A 20,392-nucleotide genomic window follows, 5' to 3' on the forward strand; every position below is an offset into this window, starting at 1 on the left:
ACGTGACTACTGTTCTGACTCCCGCGACCCCGCTGACGGCTGGGGACCGCTGCGACCGCTGTGGTGCCCAGGCGTATCTGCGCGTGGTCCTCATCAGCGGCGGAGAGCTGCTGTTCTGCGCCCACCACGGCCGCAAGTTCGAGCCTGAGCTCAAGAAGATCGCTGCGGAAATACAGGACGAGACGGAGAAGCTCACCGCGACTCCGGCCACCGCGGGCGACGACGAGCGCTGACGCGCGCGCCGTATCGCGCCTCCCGCCGCTGACGACGGGCGGTCCGTCCCCGAGACGGACCACGGGCGGTCCTCCCGGTACCACCGGGAAGACCGCCCGTTCCTGTCCTGAAACCGTTCAGTCGGCGGCCGGGGCGCTCCCGTCCAGCAGCTCCGCGATCAGCGAGCCCCTGGTGTAGACGCCTGGGTAGGCCGGATCCCCGCAGCCGGTGCCCCAGGACACCAGGTCCACCAGCGCGCCCTCGGCCACCAGCGGCCCGCCGCTGTCGCCCTGACAGGCGTCCTGGCCGCCCTCCGGGGCCGCCGCGCACACCATGGAGGCGGCGCTGAAACCGCCGCCCACCGGCTCGTAGGCGCGCGCGCAGTCCTCGTCGGCCAGCATCCGCACGGACGCCGCCCGCAGCAGATCCTGATAGCCGCCGTCCCCTGTGGTGTCGCCCCAGCCGTGCACCAGGGCCGGGGTACCGGGGGCGTAGCCGGGATGACCGGCCCCGGCCACCCGGATGGCGTCCTCGGCGGGCAGCGATTCGGCGAGGGTGAGCACGGCGACGTCACCCGCGTTGGTGCGGGCGTCGTAGTCGGGGTTGATGCGCACCTCGCGCACCGGCACCTCCCGGCCGGTGTCCCGGCCGAGATCGTCCCGGCCGGCGATCACCGTCAGATCACCGGGGTCGTCCGCCGGACGGCTGCCGAGCACGGCGGAACTCAGACAGTGCGCGGCCGTGACGACGGTGTCGGGGCCGACCAGCGCCCCGCCGCAGAACTGTCCGGAGCGGGCATCGCCGTACCGGTCACGGCTGGCCAGGGCGACCACCCAGGGGTACTCGGCCACCGAGACCGGGTCGCCGCCCACGATGTGCTCGTCGGCGGCGGACGAGGCGGGCAGCAGCGCGACGGGCAGGGCCGTCAGCAGGGTGAGGAGCAGCGGCCGGGGAAAGTGCGACATGGGGACTCCTGACCGTACGAGGTCTTGTCGTCACCCAGCGTCATCGCGGCGGCCCGATCGCGCATCCGGAGCGGGCCGCCGTCCAGCGGTCTAGTCGAGGTAGTCCCGCAGCACCTGCGAGCGGGAGGGGTGCCGCAGCTTGGACATGGTCTTGGACTCGATCTGGCGGATCCGCTCCCTGGTCACGCCGTAGACCTTGCCGATCTCGTCCAGGGTCTTGGGCTGCCCGTCGGTGAGACCGAAGCGCATGGAGACCACGCCGGCCTCCCGCTCGCTGAGCGTGTCCAGAACCGAGTGCAGCTGCTCCTGCAGAAGGGTGAAGCTGACGGCGTCGGCCGGGACCACGGCCTCGGAGTCCTCGATGAGGTCACCGAACTCGCTGTCGCCGTCCTCGCCGAGCGGGGTGTGCAGGGAGATCGGCTCGCGGCCGTACTTCTGGACCTCGACGACCTTCTCGGGCGTCATGTCCAGCTCCTTGGCCAGCTCCTCCGGGGTGGGCTCGCGGCCCAGGTCCTGGAGCATCTGCCGCTGGACGCGGGCGAGCTTGTTGATGACCTCGACCATGTGCACCGGGATACGGATGGTGCGGGCCTGGTCGGCCATCGCGCGGGTGATCGCCTGCCGGATCCACCAGGTGGCGTACGTGGAGAACTTGTAGCCCTTGGTGTAGTCGAACTTCTCCACCGCGCGGATCAGACCGAGGTTGCCCTCCTGGATGAGGTCCAGGAAGAGCATGCCGCGACCGGTGTAGCGCTTGGCGAGGGAGACGACCAGCCGGAGGTTGGCCTCCAGCAGGTGGTTCTTGGCGCGCCGGCCGTCCTCGGAGATGATCTCCAGCTCGTGCTTGAGCTTGGGCGCGATCTTGTCGGAGCCGGCCAGCTTGTCCTCGGCGAAGAGACCGGCCTCGATGCGCTTGGCCAGCTCGACCTCCTGCTCCGCGTTGAGCAGGGGGACCTTGCCGATCTGCTTGAGGTAGTCCTTGACGGGGTCGGCGGTGGCACCCGCCGCGGCGACCTGCTGCGCGGGGGCGTCGTCCTCGTCCTCGTCCGAGAGCACGAAGCCCTCGTTCTCCGGCTTGCCGTCGGGGCCCTCGGTGAGCTTGCCGCCCTTGGCGGCGCGCTCGGCCGCCGACTCCTCCAGGACGTCCTCGTCGCCGTCGAGCAGCTCGTCGACGACCTCCTTCTTGGCGGAGGTCTTCTTGGTGGCGGTCTTCTTGGCCGTGGCCTTCTTCGCGGGCGCCTTCTTGGCCGCGGTCTTCTTGGCCGTGGTCTTCTTCGCGGCCGTCTTCTTGGCCGCGGTCTTCTTGGCGGCGCCCGTGGAGCCGTCCTCGGCCTCCGCGCCCTCGGGGTCGGTCACCGTGGCACCCGGACGAGCCGTGGCGGTGGCCTGGTGGACGGAGACGGTCTTGGCGGCGACGGTCTTGGTCGCGGTGCGCTTGGCCGACGTCTTCGCGGTGGCACTCTTCCGGGTGCGCTTGGGGGCCTCGGCGGCACTCACCATCAGCGTCACGCCCTCCTCGTCGAGGATCTGGTTGAGGCTGCGCAGAACGTTCTTCCACTGGGTTGACGGGATCTGGTCGGCCTCGAAGGCCCGGCGCACGTCATCGCCGGCGATCTGCCCCTCGGCCTTTCCCCGCTCGATGAGCGCCATCACAGAATTGGATTCGGCGATCTCCGCGGGGAGAGTACGGGAAGTGCTGGCCGACACGAACAACCTCTCGGAAACTCTGGGAAACGGCTTGGGCCCCACTCACAGGAAGCGGGACCGCGACCGGCGGCCGGACGGACCACCGGTGGCGGAAGCGGAGCGGTCCTCGGGACCTGCCAACGCTGCCACCTCTTGAATCATCGCGTTGCTTCCCGAAGTGTTACGCCGCAATCGCGTGGCCCGAGTCACATCGCACGCCCGACTGTAGCGGGCCGGAGCCGCGACGGCGCCGGAGCCCTGCCCGGGTGGCTCCGGCGACGCCGCGGGGCGCACCCGCTCAGTGCTCGCGGGGGGCGGGCACCACATGGTCCGCGGACCCGGCCGGAGCGGCCGGCTCGGAGTGCACCGTGAGCAGCTGCCGCATGGCGCTCTCGGCGGCGGCCGGCTCCCCGGAGCTGATCGCGTCCAGGATCCGCTGGTGCAGCACCAGGGACGCCTCGGAGGGGTGCTCGCAGCCGGAGACGGCGCCGCCGGAGACCTGGAGGGCGGCGGCCACGATGCCGGACAGGTGCTCCAGCATGCGGTTGCCCGCGGCCTGGAGCAGCAGCGAGTGGAACTCGGCGTCGGCCCGCGCGAAGGTGAGCCCGTCGCCCTGGCCGAGCGCGTGGTTCATGATCTCCACCATGTCGGCCAGCCGCTGGCGCACCTCGTCCCGGATGTCGCCGGCGGCGAGCCTGGCCGCCAGCGGCTCGATGGTCAGCCGCAGCTCGCACAGCTCGCGACGCTGGTCCTCGCGCTGCGGGCCGAAGGCACGCCACTCGATGATGTCCGGGTCGAGGAGATTCCAGTCGCCCACCGGACGGACCCGGGTGCCGACGTTGGGCCGGGCACTGACCAGCCCCTTGGCCTCCAGGACCCGCAGGGACTCGCGGACCACGGTGCGGGAGACCTCGAACCGCTGCCCGATCTCCTCGGGCACCAGCGGGCGGTCGGCGCCGAGGTCGCCGGAGACGATCATCTGACCGAGCTGCTGCACGAGTTGACCGTGCAGCCCGCGGCCCCGGCTGCCGGCGGCACGACGGCCGACGCGGCCGAGATCGGGATCAGCTCCTTCCCACACGGGGGCGTTGGTGGTGCGTGCCGAGCCGGTGGACTCGGCGTAGGAGTAGCGGTCGAGGCCACCGGAGCCGGCCGGACCGGAGTCGGTGGAGCGGGTGGCGGTCATCATCGAGTGCGCAAGGGTAGTCACGCCTCCTTTGTCGGCGGACCCCGCAACCACCTTGAGGTCTTTGGTGAAAAGCACACGAAAGGGTGATCGGCGACTCCCACATAATTGACGCCTAATCGGACGGAAATGGACTTCTCGCTGGCAATGCCGGGAAGCTCCGGGCAGTTGGGCACACCGCCCCGCCGCCCCGTGCGGCCGGCCCGGACAACTGCCCGCCGCCCAGGCCCCGCTGGGTCCGCGGCGGCGGCGCCGCGCACCGCCACCGCCACGGCTCGCACGCCCCGGCGCACGATCGCCGCACGGCAATCCGGCTGCGCCGGTGCCGAGATCCGGCGCTCCGCCCGGCCGGAACCGGCCGGGGCCCGCGTGCCCACGGGCCGGGCCGGCCCTCACACGTCCGGGCGCAGCATCGGCGGGTTGAGGATGGTGGCGCCGCCGGCCCGGAACAACTGGGCCGGGCGACCGCCCTGCCGGGTGGTGGTGCCCCCGACCGGCACCAGGAACCCGGGGGTGCCGGTCACCTTGCGGTGGAAGTTGCGGGGGTCCAGGGAGACGCCCCACACCGCCTCGTAGACCCTGCGCAGCTCGCCCACCGTGAATTCGGCGGGGCAGAACGCGGCGGCCAGCGAGGAGTATTCAATCTTCGAGCGGGCGCGCTCCACTCCGTCGGCGAGGATGCGCGCATGGTCGAAGGCCAGCTTCTCCACCGGCCCGCCCCGCGCGTCGCCGAGCAGGGACGCCACCGGCTTCCACTCCGCCCCGCCCGCGTCTCCTCCGGCGACCGGGGCCGGAAGATCGGGAGCCAGCACCAGATGCGCCACACTGACCACCCGCATGCGCGGATCACGGTCCGGATCGCCGTATGTGGCCAGTTGTTCCAGATGCGCGCCGGCCAGCCCGTCACTCTCGCCCTGCGCCCGCAGCCCGGTCTCCTCGGACAGTTCCCGGGCCGCTGCCGCGTCGAGGCATTCGCCGTCCCGGACGAAACCGCCCGGGAGCGCCCATGTCCCCCGGTACGGCTCCTCACCACGCCGCACGGTGAGGGCGCACAGGGCGTGCCTGCGGACCGTGAGCACGACCAGATCGACGGTGACGGCGAAGGGCGGGAAGTCGGACGGGTCGTAGGGCATGCCGTGATCATAGGGGTCACCATGACGCCTTATCAGGGCCTTGGACCGGACTGCGGCTGCCGCATGCAGCGGCGCAGCGGTTCGGGGTCCATGCCGTCGTTCATCGCCTGGTGCAGCAGCGCGGCGAACAGGTACTCGGAATCCGTCTCCAGTGCCCGCATGAGGGCGATCCGGGCACCGACCGCGTCCCCGGTGCACCAGGCGACCCAGCCGGCCAGGGTGAGCGGTGGGGCGGCGTGCCCCTCGTAGGCGCCCACGCAGCGGCGGGCCAGCGCCCGCCACAGGCGCAGGGCCGGTGCGGCGTCGGGGCCCTCCATCCAGGAGGCGAGGGTGTCGCGCAGGGGCAGGTCCTGGAGTCCCAGGATCATCCGGGCGGCCTCGTCGGAGGTGATCAGCGCGTCGTCGCGGTCGTCCGCCGCCTGCACGGGATCGACCCGCTCGGCGCGCTCGCCCTGGTGGCTGTCGGCGCCTCGCTGGGCCGGGATCGCCGCCCGGTGCGGGGCCCGGCGCAGCCGGGCGAGCAGCCGCCGCGCCAGCTCCAGGGTCTCCTGTCGCACCGACTCCGCCTCCGGCCCCAGCAGCTTGGGCATCAGCGCTCCGGCCGCCGCGTCCAGCTCCCGGACCTGGCGGGCCACCGCGGGGCCGCGCAGCGGGCGGATCCGCCGCTCCAGGGCGCGCTGGGTGCCCTGGACCCGGATGCCGCTGACGGCCGAGGCCGCGGCCAGCGGGGTCGAGCCGGCGTCCGGGACGGGGGTGCCGTCCGCGTCGCAGCAGCCGGAGCGGACGCAGAGGTAGGACCAGAAGCGGCGCTCGGCGAGGTACAGCGCCTCGCACACCGGGATCTCCCGGGCGCCGCAGGCGATCCGCAGCAGCTGGGCCAGGGGCCGCAGCCGTTCCATCCCTTCGCGGCCGGTGCCCGGTGCGTCGGCGTCCGGGCAGAGGTAGACGACCGCACCCGTCAGCTCCTCGGGGCCCGGCTCACCGCCGGTCGCCAGGGCGGAGGCCAGCGCTTCGGCATGGGCGGGCCACTCGGCGGGGTCGGCGGGCAGTGTGGCGCGGATCCGGCCGACGACCCGGCTGCGCGGCCCGTAGAGCCCCGCGATCACGATGCAGTCCTCCGGGTGGTACCCGAGCAGGTACGGAAGGGCGTCGGCGAGGTCTCCGGGGTTGCGCAGCACGACGTCGGCGTCGAGAGCGGTGACGGGCTGAACGGTGTTGCCGTGTGGAGTCATGCCATGACTGTGCCTGACATCAGCGGATTCTTGCTGAAAGTTATCCACAACCCCACTCATACTGTTTCATTTTGGGATTGTCCCTCCGGTTTTCCACAGGGGGCATTCGCATCCGGACCGGCTTTCCGTTTGCATGGGGGCATGGAGCAGCAGACCACCCCGGGATCCACCCCACCCACCCCGACCGACACCGAGGACCTGCGCACGGCGGCCGACACCGTCCTCGCGCGGCTGGTGGGCGACCCCACCGGCGCCGCCCGGCTGCGCCCCGACCAGTGGCGCGCCGTGGAGGCCCTGGTGGCCCACCGGCGCCGGGCCCTGGTCGTCCAGCGCACCGGCTGGGGGAAGTCCGCCGTCTACTTCGTGGCCACCGCGCTGCTGCGCGCACGGGGCGACGGCCCAACTGTGATCATCTCGCCGCTGCTCGCCCTCATGCGCAACCAGATCGACGCCGCCCGCCGGGCCGGTATCGCGGCCCGCACCATCAACTCCGCCAACCCCCAGGAGTGGGCCGACATCCGCGCGGAGGTCGCGGCAGGCGACGTCGACGTCCTGCTGGTCTCCCCCGAGCGGCTCAACTCACCCGACTTCCGTGACGACGTCCTTCCCGAACTCGCCTCCTCCACCGGCCTGCTGGTCGTCGACGAGGCGCACTGCATCTCCGACTGGGGGCACGACTTCCGTCCCGACTACCGGCGGCTGCGCACCCTGCTGTCCGAGCTGCCCGCCGGGGTGCCGGTGCTGGCCACCACCGCGACCGCCAACGCCCGCGTCACCGCCGACGTCGCCGAACAACTGGAGACCGGCGGCGGCCCCGACGGCGGCACCCTCGTACTGCGCGGCCCGCTGGAACGCGAGAGCCTGCGGCTCTCCGTCCTGCGCCTGCCCGACGCCGCCCACCGGCTCGCCTGGCTCGACGGACATCTGGAGCAGCTGCCGGGATCCGGCATCATCTACACCCTCACCGTCGCCGCCGCCGAGGAGGTCACCGCCTACCTGCGCGCCCGCGGCCACCGGGTCGCCTCCTACACCGGCCGCACCGAGAACGCCGACCGCGAGGCCGCCGAGGCCGACCTGCTCGCCAACCGGGTCAAGGCCCTCGTCGCCACCTCGGCGCTCGGCATGGGATTCGACAAACCCGATCTCGGCTTCGTCGTCCACCTGGGCTCCCCCTCCTCCCCCATCGCCTACTACCAGCAGATCGGCCGCGCCGGACGCGCCCTCGACCAGGCCGAGGTGCTGCTGCTCCCCGGCCCGGAGGACGAGGCGATCTGGCGGTACTTCGCCTCCCTGGCCTTCCCTCCCGAGGAACAGGTCCGGCACACCCTGGCGGTCCTGGCCGAGGCGGGGGCGCCGATGTCCCTCCCCGCGCTGGAACCGCGCGTCGATCTGCGCCGCTCCCGGCTGGAGACGATGCTCAAGGTCCTCGACGTGGACGGCGCGGTACGCCGCGTACGCGGCGGCTGGGCCGCCACCGGTGCCGCCTGGGAGTACGACACGGAGCGCTACGCCTGGGTGGCCCGGCAGCGCGCTGCCGAGCAGCAGGCCATGCGCGACTACGTCACGGCGGCCGGCTGCCGGATGGAGTTCCTGCGCGGCCAGCTGGACGATCCGCAGGCCACCCCCTGCGGGCGGTGCGACAACTGCGCGGGCGCCCGGTTCGACGCGGTCGTCGCACCGGACGCGCTGGCCGCCGCGCACGGCGAGCTCACCCGCCCCGGCACCGCCGTGGAACCGCGCCGGATGTGGCCCACTGGACTGCCCTCGATCGGCCTCGACCTCAAGGGCCGTATCCCGCCCGACGAGCAGGCCGCCGCCGGGCGGGCCCTGGGCCGGCTCTCCGACATCGGCTGGGGCAACCGGCTGCGCCCGCTGCTCGCCCCCGGTGCCGCCGACGCCCCGGTGCCGGACGACGTGGCGCACGCCGTGGTCACCGTGCTGGCCGACTGGGCGAAGGGCCCCGGCGGCTGGGCCAGTGGTGAACCGGAGGCCACGCCCAGGCCGGTCGGGGTGGTCGTCCTCGATTCCCGCTCCCGGCCGCGCCTCGTGCACTCCCTGGGCGAACGCATCGCCACCGTGGGCCGGCTCCCGCTGCTGGGCAGCGTGCGGCACACCGGGGAAGCCGGGCGGTCCGCACCCGGCAACAGCGCCCAGCGGCTGCGCGCTCTGCACGGCTCCCTGGAACTGCCGGCCCCGCTCAGCGAGGCCCTGCGCTCGGCCGGCGGCCCTGTGCTGCTGGTCGACGACTACACCGAATCCGGCTGGACCCTGGCCGTGGCCGCCCGGCTGCTGCGCCGCGCCGGCGCCTCCGCGGTACTCCCCCTGGTCCTGGCGGTGCAGGGATGAGCCGGGTACCGGTCAGAAGAAGCCGAGCTGGCCGGCGTCCTCCAGGGACTCCCGCTCCGGGGCCTCCCGGTGCGGGGGCAGCTTCAGATGACGCCACCGCGGCAGCTGGTCCAGATAGGCCCAGGAACGGCGATGGTGCTCGGTCGGTCCCTCCTCCTCCAGCGCGGCCCGGTGCACCGGGGAGGGGTAGCCGGCGTTGCTGTCGAAACCGAACGCCGGGTGGTCCCCGGCCAGTTCCGCCAGCATCGCGTCCCGGGTGACCTTGGCGATGACCGAGGCGGCGGCCACCGACACACAGGAGAGATCGCCCTTGATCACCGTGCGGACCTGCCAGGGGGCGCCCAGATAGTCGTGCTTGCCGTCCAGGATCACCGCGTCGGGGCGCACCGGCAGCCCCTCCAGGGCCCGCACCGCGGCCAGCCGCAGCGCGGCGGTCATCCCCAGTGCGTCGATCTCCTGCGCCGAGGCGTGCCCGAGCGCGTGAGCGGTCACCCAGCCGCTGAGCACCTCGGCGAGCGCCGCCCGGCGGGCCGGGGTCAGCAGCTTGGAGTCCGTCAGCCCCTCGGGCGGACGGCGCAGCCCGGTGACGGCGGCGCACACCGTGACCGGCCCCGCCCAGGCGCCGCGGCCGACCTCGTCCACCCCGGCGACGATCCGCGCCCCGGTGGTGGCGCGAAGTGACCGCTCGACACGATGAGTAGGAGGTTCGTAGGCCATGACACCACCCAGCCTAGTTGCCGCCGCGCCACCGCCCCGACCGAGGGTCGGCCGCGCCCCGCTCAGCGCCGGTTCGGCGGCCTCGTTCCCGCGCTCTCGAAGGGGAGTTCGGGGGTGTGCCAGTGCTCGAAGGGCCGGTCCAGGTGGTACCGCCCGTTGCGGCCCAGACGCAGTTCCCTGGTCTCGCCGTTGCCCGGATTGGACAGCGACTCGAACTCGGCCACCGACCAGTGCAGCCAGCGCATGCAGAACAGCCGCATGGTCAGCCCATGGGTCACCAGCAGCACGTTCGGCGGATGGTCGGGCGACTCGAAGCTGCGCCACAGACTCTCCAGGAAGGCGCCCACCCGGTCGTACACATCCGCGCCCGACTCACCCTGTGCGAAGCGGTAGAAGAAGTGCCCGTACGCGTCCCGCGCCCGTTTCTGCCGGCGCACGTCCTCCCGGTCCTGCCAGTTCCCCCAGTCCTGCTCCCGCAGCCGGGGCTCCTCGCGCACCCGCACCAGCGTGGGGTCAAGGCCCAGCAGCTGGAACGTCTGGAGCGTGCGCCGATAGGGAGACACATACGCCGACACGCCCTCCTCGCCGAACACCGCCCGCAACCGCGCGCCGGCCTCCACGGCCTGCCGCCGTCCCTGGTCCGTCAGCTCCAGGGCGTGGTCGGGGATGCGCTCGTAGACCGAGTCGTCGTAGTTACCCTGTGACTCTCCGTGCCGGAGCAGAACAATGCGCCTGGGCTGTGCCATGCGCTCAGCCTAGTTCTCGTCGGGGCGCCGGCCGCTCAGACCGTCCAGGACGGCTCCACATCGATGACATCGCCGGTGAGCGAGGCGATGTCGTCACCCGTCTGCGCCCGCACGCCCAGCCGCTCCACCCGGTCGGCCCGGTACTTGGCGCGTTCGGCCGACGAGTTCCACATCGACAGCACCAGGAACGCGTGGTCGTCCGCCGCTTCCGCGAAGACCCCGCGCAGCATGCCGGGCGAGCCGGCCATCGCCGGGTTCCACACCCGCTCCTGCATCAGCGCGAAATGCTCGGCCCGGTCCTCGTGAACCGTGCAGTGCGCCACCCGCAGCAGATCGGCGTCCGTGAACCGCGGCTCGAACCCCATCTTCACATCGAAGCGGTACTCGAACAGCCGCACCACCGGGTCCCGGTAACTGTCGCGCTGACCTGCCGCGATACGGTCGTGCGCGTCCACCATGAAGGAGTCGTAGGACGAACGGCTCTCCCAGAAGGTGAACAGGTGCACCACCCCCGGCTCCCGCCGGCTCCAGCCGCCGCCCTGCCCCCGGAACCCCGGCTCACGGGGCAGCACGGCCCACTCCTGTTGCCCCCGGTGAAAGCCGCTTCGGTCGATCACGGTGCAGCGTGTCCACTTGACCAGCACCGCGCCATCGTACGGCCATCCGGGGGACCCTCACCGCATCGCGCCCCGCCGTGTCAGGAACTCCTCGAAGGTGCCGCGCCCCTGCGCGTGATCCGGCGCCAGCAACCCGCCGTCCCGCACCGCCCGCACCACCTTCCCCGGAAGCCGCAGCGGCAGCACCGGCCGGTGCCACCCCTGGGCCCGCGCCGTCAGACGTGCCAGCTCCCGCAGCTCACGCACCCGGGGTCCGCCGAAGTCGGCCACCCGCCCGGCCGGCTCCCCCACCGCCAGCTCCGCCAGCCGATCGCCCACCTCCCGCACCTCCACCGGCTGCACCCGCGCGTCCCCGCCCAGCGTGCACACCACGGGCGCCGCCCGCTGCACCGTCGTCAGCCGCGCGATCAGATCGTGGAACTGGGTGGCCCGCAACGTGGTCCACGGCAGACCCGAGTCCGCCACGATCCGCTCGCACGCCACCTTGTGCCGGTAGTAGCCCAGCGGCACCCGGTCCGCGCCCACGATCGAGATGTACACCAGGTGCGGCCGGGAGCCGCGCAGCGCCGCCTCCACCAGATGGCGCGTGGCCACGGTGTCGTCCTTCGCCGGCGCACTCGCGCAGTGCACCACCGTCGCGGCCCCCTCCAGCGCCGCGTCCAGACCGACACCGGTGGCCAGATCACCCACCGCCCACTCCCGGGGCGTGCGATCGGCCCGCGGATGCGGGCGCCGGCTGAGCACCCGCACCTCGTACTCGTCCTCCAGCAGCCGCCGCACCACCTCCCGGCCCAGCGTCCCCGTCCCCCCGGTCACCACGATCGCACCGCTGCTCGGCTCCATCCCCCCATGGTGCGCGGCGACCCGGCGGGGCCGGGGAAGAACCGCCGCACGGTCCTCCCCCGGCCCCGGGACGGATCAGCTGCAGCCGCTGGTGGAGCCGCAGCCCTCGCACAGGTAGCAGCTGCCGGCCCGGCGCATCTTGGTGCCGCACGACAGACACAGCGGGGCGTCCGCGTTCAGGCCCAGCTGCATCTCCAGCAGCTCCGTGGAGCTGTGCGCCTCACGCGGCGCGGGGCGCTCCTCGGCCGCCACCTCGGGCTCGGGGCGCGGCGGGCTGGTGTCCGCGCCGCGCGGCGCGGACTGGGACAGCGCCTCGATGTCCAGGTCGTCCTCGACCGGCTCGTAGGAACCGGTGTCCAGGTGCCGCTGGCGCTCGGCCGCCGTGTGGATGCCCAGGGCCGAACGGGTCTCGAACGGCAGGAAGTCCAGCGCCAGCCGGCGGAAGATGTAGTCCACGATGGACTGCGCCATCCGCACGTCCTGGTCGTCCGTCATGCCGGCCGGCTCGAAGCGCATGTTGGTGAACTTCGAGACGTAGGTCTCCAGCGGGACCCCGTACTGCAGACCCACCGAGACCGCGATGGAGAAGGCGTCCATCATCCCGGCGAGCGTCGAGCCCTGCTTGGACATCTTCAGGAAGACCTCGCCCAGGCCGTCGTCCGGGTACGAATTGGCGGTCATGTAGCCCTCGGCCCCGCCCACCGTGAACGAGGTGGTGATACCGGGCCGCCCCTTCGGCAGCCGCTTGCGGACCGGGCGGTACTCGACCACCTTCTCCGGCTCGGCCGCCGCGGCCGGCGCCTCCTTCTCCTGCGTGGTGGTCTTCTTCGCCGACAGCGGCTGACCGACCTTGCTGTTCTCGACGTAGACGGCCAGCGCCTTGGTGCCCAGCTTCCAGCCCTGGAGGTAGATCTCGGCGACGTCGTCGACGGTCGAGGTGCTGGGCATGTTGACCGTCTTGGAGATCGCGCCGCTCAGGAACGGCTGTGCGGCGGCCATCATCCGCACATGCCCCATCGGCGAGATGGTGCGCTCGCCCATGGCGCAGTCGAAGACCTCGTAGTGCTCGGTCCGCAGCCCCGGCGCGTCCACCACATTGCCGTGCTCCGCGATGTGCGCGACGATCGCCTCGATCTGCTCCGGCTGGTAGCCGAGCCGCTTCAGCGCCTTGGGCACGGTGTTGTTCACGATCTGCATCGACCCGCCGCCGACCAGCTTCTTGAACTTCACCAGCGCCAGGTCGGGCTCGATGCCCGTGGTGTCGCAGTCCATCATCAGGCCGATGGTGCCGGTGGGCGCCAGCACCGAGGCCTGCGCGTTGCGGAAACCGTTCTTCGCGCCCAGTCGCAGCACGTCCTGCCACGCCTCGGTGGCCGCCGCCCAGACCGGGGTGTCCAGGTCGTCCATCCGGCGGGCCGCGTCGTTGGCCTGCGCGTGCTGCTCCATGACCCGGTTGTGCGCCTCGGCGTTGCGCGCGTAGCCCTCGTACGGGCCGACGATCCCGGCCAGTTCGGCCGAGCGCCGGTAGGAGGTACCGGTCATCAGCGAGGTGATCGCGCCGGCCAGCGCCCGGCCGCCGTCCGAGTCGTACGCGTGGCCGGTCGCCATGAGCAGGGCGCCCAGGTTGGCGTAGCCGATGCCCAGCTGGCGGAAGGCGCGGGTGGTCTCGCCGATCTTGTGGGTGGGGAAGTCGGCGAAGCAGATGGAGATGTCCATCGCCGTGATGACCAGCTCGACGACCTTGATGAAGCGCTTGGTGTCGAAGGACTGGTGGCCCTCGTCGTCGTCGCTCAGGAACTTCATCAGGTTCAGCGAGGCCAGGTTGCACGAGGAGTTGTCCAGGTGCATGTACTCGCTGCACGGGTTCGAGGCGCTGATGCGGCCGGACTCGGGCGAGGTGTGCCAGTGGTTGATGGTGTCGTCGTACTGGATCCCGGGGTCGGCGCACGCGTGCGCGGCCTCCGCCATTTTGCGGAACAGCGCCCGGGCGTCGACCTCCTCGACGGTCTCGCCGGTCAGCCGGGCCTTGAGGGCGAACCTGTCGCCGTTCTCCACCGCCCGCATGAACGTGTCGTTGACGCGCACCGAGTTGTTGGCGTTCTGGTACTGCACCGACGTGATGTCGTCGCCGCCCAGGTCCATGTCGAAGCCGGCGTCCCGCAGCGCCCGGATCTTCTCCTCCTCCTTCACCTTGGTCTCGATGAAGGCCTCCACGTCCGGGTGGTCCACGTCCAGCACCACCATCTTGGCGGCCCGGCGGGTGGCGCCGCCGGACTTGATGGTGCCGGCGGAGGCGTCCGCGCCGCGCATGAAGGAGACCGGGCCCGAGGCGTTGCCGCCGGAGGACAGCAGTTCCTTGGAGGAGCGGATCCGGGAGAGGTTCAGGCCGGCGCCGGAGCCGCCCTTGAAGATCATGCCCTCTTCCTTGTACCAGTCGAGGATCGACTCCATGGAGTCGTCGACGGACAGGATGAAGCAGGCGCTGACCTGCTGGGGCTGCGCGGTCCCGACGTTGAACCACACCGGGGAGTTGAAGCTGAAGATCTGGTGCAGCAGGGCGTAGGCCAGCTCGTGCTCGAAGATCTCGGCGTCGGCCGGGGAGGCGAAGTAGTCGTGCTTCTCGCCGGCCTCGCGGTAGGTGCGCACCACCCGGTCGATGAGCTGCTTGAGGCTCGTCTCGCGCTGGGGCGTGCCGACGGCGCCGCGGAAGTACTTGCTGGTGACGATATTGACCGCGTTCACCGACCAGCTGTCGGGGAACTCGACGCCGCGCTGCTCGAAATTGACCGAGCCGTCGCGCCAATTGGTCATGACGACGTCACGGCGTTCCCAGACCACCTCGTCGTAGGGGTGCACGCCGGGGGTGGTGTGGACGCGTTCGACCCGCAGCCCCTTGCCGGCCTTGCCTCCGGTGCCCTTGCCGCCCTTGGCGCGGGAGCCACCGCGTGCCGGGCCGCTCGTCGTCTCAGTCATTCCGCCTCCCTGTCGGGCACAAGGCCCTGGTGCGACCGGATCGTTCCTCGGTCGCGTGTTTCTGTTCTTCTGGCCGGGCGCGGCAGTGCGCTCCGGCCGGTCCGTGGGGTCACGCCGCGGGTGCCGCTCAGCCGGCGGCGGGCGGCACCGTGACCTCGGTGTGGGGGCCCGGGCCGCTCCCGGCGCCGGGCTCGTCCTCCGGTCCGCGCAGCTCCGCGATGGCGGCCTCGAAGTCCTCCAGCGAGTCGAACGCCCGGTAGACGGACGCGAAGCGCAGGTAGGCCACCAGGTCCAGCTCGCGGAGCGGGCCGAGTATGGCGAGACCGACGTCGTGCGTGGAGAGTTCGGCGCTGCCGGTGGCCCGGACGGCCTCCTCCACGCGCTGGCCGAGCAGGGCCAGGGCGTCCTCGGTGACGGGACGGCCCTGGCACGCCTTGCGCACCCCGGCGATGACCTTGGTGCGGCTGAAGGGCTCGGTGACGCCGCTGCGTTTGATGACCATGAGCGAGGCGGTCTCCACCGTGGTGAAGCGCCGCGAGCAGCTCGGGCACTGGCGGCGCCGGCGGATCAGCGCGCCGTCGTCCGCGGTGCGGCTGTCGACGACCCGGCTGTCGGGGTGCCTGCAGAAGGGGCAGTGCATGCCGCCTCTCCCTTCCTCCGGCCGCGATGACGCAGCGTGCTCGCCAGCTGCTCTCCGACACGGCTCATCAGCCCTCACGGGGGCCACTGGCGTACCCCCTGAGCACTCCCCAGCATAGGCGATCCTCATCGCCGGTGATGACGGGGGACCACAACTTGTGGGATGTCGTCGCTTATCAAACCACTAGATCTAGGGTTGGGGCGCGAGGACCCCCGGGCCGCGTGTCGGACGGCGGACGCGGGCGGACGGGGGTGGGCGGCGGTGCGCGGCCCACGCGCGCATGGGAGGCTATCGCATCAGCCTGTGACCGGTTGCCGTCGCATACACCCCGGCGGCCGAGCACGTCAGCTGATCAGCGATATTTCACTCGAACGTGTGTTTGGCGCAACCTTTCGATAGCAACTACCGTTGTCTGACTAGGGAGTACCACCACGAAGGGGCCGACATGACCACCGCAGCAGACGACGCCATCACCGCCGCCGAGCGCCGCCAGGACCGGCTCTCCGCACCGCACGGTGCGGCCCTGCGCCCGGACAACGGCGCCGCACGGTCGCTGCCGGGGCGCCCGCCGGGCATCCGGGCCGACAGTTCGGGGCTCACCGACCGCCAGCGGCGGGTGATCGAGGTGATCCGTGACTCAGTGCAGCGGCGCGGCTACCCGCCGTCCATGCGGGAGATCGGCCAGGCCGTGGGGCTCTCCAGCACCTCCTCCGTGGCGCACCAGCTGATGGCGCTGGAGCGCAAGGGCTTCCTGCGCCGCGACCCGCACCGGCCGCGCGCCTACGAGGTACGGGGCGCCGAGACGCCCACCCCGCCCCCCGCCGACACCGCGGGCAAGCCGGCCGCCTCCTATGTGCCGCTGGTCGGCCGGATCGCCGCCGGTGGCCCGATCCTCGCCGAGGAGTCGGTCGAGGACGTCTTCCCGCTCCCCCGCCAGCTCGTCGGCGACGGCGAGCTGTTCGTCCTGAAGGTCGTCGGCGACTCCATGATCGAGGCGGCCATCTGCGACGGCGACTGGGTCACCGTCCGCCGCCAGCCGGTCGCGGAGAACGGCGACATCGTGGCCGCCATGCTGGACGGCGAGGCCACCGTCAAGCGCTTCCGGCGGGAGGACGGCCAGGTCTGGCTGCTGCCGCACAACCCCGCCTACCAGCCCATCGCCGGCGACGAGGCGACCATCCTCGGCAAGGTCGTCGCCGTCATGCGGCGCGTCTGAGCAAGCCCGCGCCGCACCCTTCCCTCCCTCCCCGGTGCCGTCAGGACGCGGCAGCGTTCCGCGCTGCCGCGTCGATCGCCGCGAGAGAGCGCCGGACCTGATTCCGGTCCGTGGTCGTCCAGAAGTCGGGCATCGAGGCCCGCAGGAAGCTTCCGTAGCGGGCCTTGGCCAGCCGGGGATCGAGGACCGCCACCACACCGCGGTCCCCCGTCGCCCGCACCAGCCGGCCCGCGCCCTGCGCCATCAGCAACGCCGCATGGGTCGCGGCCACCGCCATGAACCCATTGCCGCCCGCCTCCTCCACCGCCTTCTGCCGCGCGCTCAGCAGCGGATCGTCGGGCCGGGGGAACGGAATGCGGTCCATCACCACCAACTGGCAGCTGGGGCCCGGCACATCGACGCCCTGCCACAGGGAGAGCGTGCCGAACAGACAGGTCGGCTCGTCCTCGGCGAACGCCCGGATCAGCTCGCCCAGCGTCTCCTCGCCCTGCAGCAGGATCGGCATCTCCAGCCGGCCGCGCAGCTCTTCGGCGGCGGCCTGCGCCGCCCGCATCGAGGAGAAGAGCCCCAGGGTGCGCCCGCCCGCCGCCTCGATCAGCTCGGCCAGCTCCTCCAGCATGTCCGCCCGGCCGCCCTCCCGGCCCGGGGTCGCCAGATGCTTGGCCACATAGAGGATGCCCTGCTTGGGATAGTCGAAGGGCGAGCCCACATCCAGGCCCTTCCACTCCGGGAACTCCTCGCCGTGCGCCCCCTCGGGCGCGAGCCCCAGCGAGGCACCCACCCCGTTGAAGTCCCCGCCCAGCTTGAGCGTGGCCGAGGTCAGCACCACCGACCGTTCGGTGAACAGCTTCTCCCGCAGCAGCCCCGACACCGACAGCGGAGCGACCCGCAGCGAGGCACCGTACCGCTCGTGCCGTTCGCACCAGATGACATCGAACTCCGAGGACTCCACCAGGCGTTCGGCCACCTCGTGGACATGCTCCACCGAGGCGAGCGCCTGCTTGCGCACCGCGTCCTCGTCGCTCAGCGCGGCGTCCCGGGTGGCGCCGAGCGCCGTGATCACCGTCCGGGCGGCATCCCGCAGCGCCACCAGGGCGTACCCCAGGTCCTCGGGCAGCTCGGTCAGCCGCCCGGGCTCGGCCACGTCCATCAGCCGTTCGAAGGTCTCGGACGCGGTGAGCATCTCGTCCGCCGCCTTCTCGTCCACGATCTTGGCGGCCCGGCGCACCGCCCGGCCGACACTGCCCGGGTTCAGCTCGCCGGTGGCCACCCCGGTGACCCGGGACACCAGCTCGTGCGCCTCGTCCACGATCAGTACCTCGTGGCCCGGCAGGACCGGGGCGCCCTCGATCGCGTCGATCGCCAGCAGCGCGTGGTTGGTGACGATGACATCGGCGACCTTGGCCCGCTCCCGGGCGGCCTCGGCGAAGCACTCCGCACCGTAGGCGCATTTGCTCGCCCCCAGGCACTCCCGCGAGGAGACCGAGACCTGCGACCAGGCCCGGTCCGACACGCCCGGTGTCAGCTCGTCCCGGTCGCCGGTCTCCGACTCGTCCGCCCAGTCCCGCAGGCGCAGCAGATCCTTGCCCAGCTTGCTGCTGGCGCCGCCGGAGCGCTCGGCCGCCTCGAAGGGGTCGAACAGGCCCTGGTCCTCCTCCTGCGGCACGCCCTCGTGCAGCCGGTGCAGGCACAGATAGTTGGCCCGCCCCTTGAGGGTGGCGAACTCCGGGCGGCGGCGCAGCAGCGGGCGCAGCGCCTCCACGGTGCGCGGCAGGTCCCGCTCCACCAGCTGCCGCTGGAGGGCGAGCGTGGCGGTGGCCACGACGACCCGGTCGCCGCCGGCGAGCGCGGGCACCAGGTAGCCCAGGGACTTCCCGGTGCCGGTGCCCGCCTGCGCCAGCAGATGCGTGCCGCCTTCGATCGCTTCCGCGACGGCCTGCGCCATCGCGACTTGGCCGGGCCGCTCGCTGCCGCCGACGGCGGTCACGGCAGCGTGCAGCAGGTCGGTGAGGGCCGGCCCCCCGGATGTGACAGTCATAGGCCAGACACCATACGCGGCGCCACTGACACCGCCGTCGGACCTCGGCCTCAGCCGGCGTGCAGCGGATTGGCCACGGTGCCCTCGATCGCGGCGTGCGGACGCTCGGAACGGTCCCGGTAACCGTCCAGATGCAGCCGGTTGCGGTTCAGGCACAGCCGCTGGATGCGCGGGGCCAGCAGATCGAAGGCGTCGAAACGGTTCTTCAGCTCGGGGAAGCGCCGCTGGTACCGGAGAATCTCCGCCCGTACGAGTGACCAGAAGTCGTCCTCCGGCACACCGAGCTGTTCCGCGCACAGCGGTGCCAGGTACCGGAAGACCCCGACGAACAGCCCGGAGTGGATGAACTGCGGCAGGAAGTGCGGCGGCTCGGTGAGCAGGACCGCGCGCACCTCCTCGGGGATGCCGGCGAACTCCGGCAGCGGATCGGCGCTGAGGTTCACGTCGTCCACGAAGTCCTTCACCGCGAGCCGTACCGGTACCTCCCGCTCGTCGAAGACCACGATCGCGTTCTCCCCGTGCGGCGAGAAGACCGTGCCGTACCGGTAGAGGAAGTGCAGCAGCGGCGGCAGCAGGGCGCCGAAGAGCCGCCGCAGCCAGTCGTCGGCGGCCAGCCCGGAGCGGCGTACCAGCTCCGCCGTCAGGGCCCGGCCGTCCCGGCCGCGCTGGAGCAGGGCCGCCAGTGTCCGGGCCCGCTCCCCCGCCGCCAGCTGGGGTCCGATCGGCTCGCGCCAGATGCAGCCGAGCAGTTCCCGGAACTGGTACGGCACCTGCGGCAGCCGGTCGTACAGCGGGTGGGCGACGGTCACCGAGGCGGTCTCGCCGAGCAGGATGACCCGGGTCTCGGCGAGGTACGGGTCGGCGTCGCGCAGCGCATGGATCCAGCCGGTGACGGCGGGCGCGGCCAGCGTACGCTCGGTGGGGAGGCCGCGGAACACCAGGGTGTTGAGGATGGACAGCGGCAGTTTGACGCTGCGGCCGGTGGGCCGGCTGACGTTGAGGAAGGTTCTGATGGACTGCTGCGGCAGCCGGAGTTCGCCGTCGCTCGGCAGTTCGATGAGCTGGCCGGCGGCGAGTTGCGGGGCGTACAGCGGGGCGATGGTCTCGTCCCACTGCCAGGGGTGGACGGGGAGCCACAGATAGTCGGCGGGCTCCCGGCCGGCGCCGGCGACGGTCTCGGCGAAGGCGCGGCGTACCGGTGCGGACAGTTCCTCGGCGTACAGCGTGCCGGGGTCGGCCAGTTCCGGGACTCCGCGGTAGCGGGCGAGGTCCCGGTGGACCGCGAGCCACGGCAGGGCGCGCGGGCTGCGGGCCTCGGGGGCCCACTGGGCGGCGTCGGCGGCGGAGAAGCCGACCCGGCCCTTGTTGGCGACCAGCCAGGGGTGGCCGGTCTGGTGGCCCTCCAGGGCCCCGTAGTCGAGGTCGGCGAGTTCGGCGGCGGTGCGGGCGTTCTCGGCGAGCACCACGTCGGCGGCGAGGGTGGCGGTGAGTTCGCGCAGCAGATGGCCGAGCGTGTCGCCGTTGATCCCGAGGACGGTGCTGTGGCCCTCGGCGACGAAGGAGAGCGGGTCGGCGCCGGCGGGCAGCGACGCGGGGTCCACCCGCCAGTGGCCGTAGGCGCCCCGGGCGGCCCGGAAGCGGTAGACGGTATCGGGGGCGACCGGCAGCCGGTAGGCGTGCGGGCCGTGCTCGTGGTCGGGATCCGGGGTGATGACCCCCTCGTAGGCGAACTCGGCGAGCATTTTGGCGAGCAGGTGTCGCGCGGCGTCGTTCCAGGCCGCTTCGGATATGGGCAAGGGGACTCCTCGGTCGGGGACGGGGGACGGTCGGGATCCGCGCTC

16 protein-coding genes are annotated in these 20,392 nt (G+C 72.3%); 3 read left to right on the forward strand and 13 right to left on the reverse strand.

Going from position 1 to position 20,392, the window contains the following annotated elements; genetic code table 11:
- Positions 1 to 2: 2 nt before the first annotated feature.
- On the forward strand, positions 3 to 233 hold the full coding sequence (locus BM385_RS03950) for a DUF7455 domain-containing protein (RefSeq protein ID WP_019435131.1): 231 nt from the start codon (positions 3 to 5) through the stop codon (positions 231 to 233).
- A 117-nt stretch (positions 234 to 350) separates the two neighbouring features.
- On the opposite strand, the gene BM385_RS03955 is transcribed toward BM385_RS03950, so the two are convergent.
- The 5 genes from BM385_RS03955 to BM385_RS03975 all read right to left on the reverse strand — a co-directional run bounded on the left by BM385_RS03955 (position 351) and on the right by BM385_RS03975 (position 6,415).
- On the reverse strand, positions 351 to 1,178 hold the full coding sequence (locus tag BM385_RS03955; RefSeq protein WP_093842178.1) for a S1 family serine peptidase: 828 nt from the start codon (positions 1,176 to 1,178) through the stop codon (positions 351 to 353).
- Positions 1,179 to 1,268: 90 nt separating this feature from the next.
- A complete protein-coding gene (locus BM385_RS03960; protein WP_380979224.1) occupies positions 1,269 to 2,891 on the reverse strand; it encodes an RNA polymerase sigma factor in 1,623 nt (540 codons plus the stop codon).
- Positions 2,892 to 3,162: 271 nt separating this feature from the next.
- Complete coding sequence (locus tag BM385_RS03965) at positions 3,163 to 4,128, reverse strand: FadR/GntR family transcriptional regulator (protein ID WP_078576306.1); 966 nt, start codon at positions 4,126 to 4,128, stop codon at positions 3,163 to 3,165.
- A gap of 314 nt (positions 4,129 to 4,442) precedes the next feature.
- Positions 4,443 to 5,183 carry an NUDIX hydrolase gene (locus tag BM385_RS03970; protein ID WP_019435127.1) on the reverse strand — a complete coding sequence of 247 codons (741 nt, stop codon included), beginning with the start codon at positions 5,181 to 5,183 and terminating at the stop codon, positions 4,443 to 4,445.
- 32 nt (positions 5,184 to 5,215) lie between these two features.
- Positions 5,216 to 6,415, reverse strand: a complete 1,200-nt coding sequence (locus BM385_RS03975) for a DUF4192 domain-containing protein (RefSeq protein WP_019435126.1) — start codon at positions 6,413 to 6,415, stop codon at positions 5,216 to 5,218.
- Positions 6,416 to 6,556: 141 nt separating this feature from the next.
- On the opposite strand from BM385_RS03975, the gene BM385_RS03980 reads away from it, so the two are divergent.
- A complete protein-coding gene (locus tag BM385_RS03980; protein WP_093842180.1) occupies positions 6,557 to 8,761 on the forward strand; it encodes a RecQ family ATP-dependent DNA helicase in 2,205 nt (734 codons plus the stop codon).
- 12 nt (positions 8,762 to 8,773) lie between these two features.
- Here BM385_RS03980 and rnhB read toward each other — a convergent pair whose 3' ends face one another.
- From rnhB to nrdR, 6 genes are all read right to left on the reverse strand, one after another.
- The gene (gene rnhB / locus BM385_RS03985; protein ID WP_093842181.1) at positions 8,774 to 9,478 is read right to left on the reverse strand and encodes a ribonuclease HII; all 705 of its coding nucleotides are present in this window, start codon (positions 9,476 to 9,478) and stop codon (positions 8,774 to 8,776) included.
- Positions 9,479 to 9,540: 62 nt separating this feature from the next.
- Complete coding sequence (locus BM385_RS03990) at positions 9,541 to 10,224, reverse strand: histidine phosphatase family protein (protein WP_093842182.1); 684 nt, start codon at positions 10,222 to 10,224, stop codon at positions 9,541 to 9,543.
- A 35-nt stretch (positions 10,225 to 10,259) separates the two neighbouring features.
- The gene (locus BM385_RS03995) at positions 10,260 to 10,868 is read right to left on the reverse strand and encodes a YdbC family protein (protein ID WP_093842183.1); all 609 of its coding nucleotides are present in this window, start codon (positions 10,866 to 10,868) and stop codon (positions 10,260 to 10,262) included.
- A gap of 30 nt (positions 10,869 to 10,898) precedes the next feature.
- Positions 10,899 to 11,684, reverse strand: a complete 786-nt coding sequence (locus tag BM385_RS04000) for an SDR family oxidoreductase (protein ID WP_093842184.1) — start codon at positions 11,682 to 11,684, stop codon at positions 10,899 to 10,901.
- A 75-nt stretch (positions 11,685 to 11,759) separates the two neighbouring features.
- Complete coding sequence (locus tag BM385_RS04005; RefSeq protein ID WP_093842185.1) at positions 11,760 to 14,657, reverse strand: vitamin B12-dependent ribonucleotide reductase; 2,898 nt, start codon at positions 14,655 to 14,657, stop codon at positions 11,760 to 11,762.
- Positions 14,658 to 14,784: 127 nt separating this feature from the next.
- A complete protein-coding gene (gene nrdR, locus BM385_RS04010; protein WP_093842186.1) occupies positions 14,785 to 15,297 on the reverse strand; it encodes a transcriptional regulator NrdR in 513 nt (170 codons plus the stop codon).
- A 445-nt stretch (positions 15,298 to 15,742) separates the two neighbouring features.
- Between nrdR and lexA the strand changes: the two genes are divergently transcribed.
- Positions 15,743 to 16,513: a transcriptional repressor LexA gene (gene lexA / locus BM385_RS04015; protein WP_019435118.1), complete on the forward strand. Its 771-nt coding sequence runs from the start codon at positions 15,743 to 15,745 to the stop codon at positions 16,511 to 16,513.
- 40 nt (positions 16,514 to 16,553) lie between these two features.
- On the opposite strand, the gene BM385_RS04020 is transcribed toward lexA, so the two are convergent.
- Complete coding sequence (locus BM385_RS04020) at positions 16,554 to 18,551, reverse strand: ATP-dependent DNA helicase (protein ID WP_093842187.1); 1,998 nt, start codon at positions 18,549 to 18,551, stop codon at positions 16,554 to 16,556.
- A 50-nt stretch (positions 18,552 to 18,601) separates the two neighbouring features.
- Positions 18,602 to 20,293, reverse strand: coding sequence for an IucA/IucC family protein (locus BM385_RS04025; protein WP_175542916.1), 1,692 nt, complete (start codon positions 20,291 to 20,293; stop codon positions 18,602 to 18,604).
- Between the last annotated feature and the right edge of the window lie 99 nt (positions 20,294 to 20,392).

Source organism: Streptomyces harbinensis, assembly GCF_900116145.1.
In the GTDB taxonomy this organism is placed as follows: domain Bacteria; phylum Actinomycetota; class Actinomycetes; order Streptomycetales; family Streptomycetaceae; genus Streptomyces; species Streptomyces carpaticus.